1 pseudogene is annotated in these 1,629 nt (G+C 42.6%); it reads right to left on the reverse strand.

Annotation, left to right across the window (positions count from 1 at the left end):
- Positions 1-22: 22 nt before the first annotated feature.
- Positions 23-1,254: pseudogene (locus V5G28_RS03140) on the reverse strand (ISAs1 family transposase).
- Positions 1,255-1,629 lie beyond the last annotated feature (375 nt).

Consider the following 1,629-nt stretch of genomic DNA (forward strand, 5'->3'; position numbering starts at 1 on the left):
CAGGGTAAGCGCATCTCAAATGCTATTGACAAGCGGATTTAGAGACATCATATTGGAAGAAACAAGCAGAAAGAATAGTCAGCATATAATTATTATCCATAGCAGCTCGATTCGATTTTTGGCGATTGCTACGTTTCAAAGATTGCTCTAGATTCAAAGCATTAAGTGCAATGCGTCGTAGCAATGCCAAATTCTGTGGTGCATGACCAGTACGAATGCGACAAGCATCTTCAGAGAAAGTGACGTCCATTGTCCAATGCAACCCATTTTCAACACCCCAATGCAAACGGATAGCCTGCCCCAGTTTACGAGCATCACAGTCCAAACTAGTTAGATAAAACTGAACTTCGCGCGTAGTTTTATTCCATAGATGTCGTACCCGCACAACCATGACAACACATTTAAGCCCGACCCAATCATCTTGATTGTATAGAGGTGATAGTTGAGAAATAGGAACACACCAAACTTGCCGTTTTTCAGTACGGTGATGCCCTTTTTCTACCCGTTCGTCATAACTATGAGTAATGCCTTCAAACCCTTGGGCAATTATCTGGTCAAACCAATCTTTAACTTGTCTATGAAGTGTGGGATGATTAGCTTTGAGCGCTAGAACATAATCAGCTTTTGCATGATAAATAGTCGCAGCAATTGCAGTTTGTGTGCCCATTGCATCGATGGTAAGAATACATCCTGCTAAATCAAGCAATTCTAATAACGCAGGAATTGCTGTTATTTCATTCGATTTATCTGTTACCTTAACTTGACCTAAGACAAGACGATGCTCGCTTGCCCATGCACTAACTAAATGTAAAGCCGATTTTCCCTGTTGTCTGTTGTAGGAACCTTTGAGGGTCTTACCATCAATTGGAATTACCTGCGCCCCTACTGTATCTACTACAGATTGTACCCAACGTTGGAAACACCGCTCAAAAACTTTTGGGTTAATGCGTTCAAACACTCGTCGAAACGTATCTGGACAGGGCATACCATTTGGCAGTGCTAAAAATTGCTTCAACCAATCGTATTTACTCAACCCATAATTTTCCATGTCTTCCATCCCTTACCTCCTGCAATTTACGACAATATTCCAATAATCAAAATATCTGTGAGTAAATGGGCACGGGTTCTTGCTGCGCGGGGATCTATCTCGCTAAAAACTAATTCCATCTGTTCTGTAAGTGCAGTCGCATGGGCTATACTCAAGGTTTTTGATTTTGTCGTCTGTAGGCGAGGAGATTTAAAACCTGATGTCATGAGACTGCCTCTAATGTTAAGATAATTGCCTTGCTTATTAGCCTACTACCTAACACATTTAATACTCAAATCATCTAACTACGAACATATTGCCGCCAAGAGCCAGTTGGGGAGCCTTTGTTTTTAGCATATTGCTACATTTAAGAACCGGATGCTGATAGGCGGCGTATGCGCAGTGTCGGGGCGGGCTGCGATCACCGCACAGCCAGACAAGAAATCTTTCTAGCCCGTTCCCGACACCGCCTATCAGAGCGAAGCCTCATCCGGTTCGCCTCGTGGAACGAGTATTCGAGGTTTTGCGTTTGAGCTGCTATTCATCCTTTTTTTTTGACGAAGGTATTGATTTTAAGTACAAAATTAGATGCGCTTACCCTG

Source organism: Scytonema sp. PRP1 (assembly GCF_036697665.2).
Lineage (GTDB): Bacteria > Cyanobacteriota > Cyanobacteriia > Cyanobacteriales > Nostocaceae > Kalymmatonema > Kalymmatonema gypsitolerans.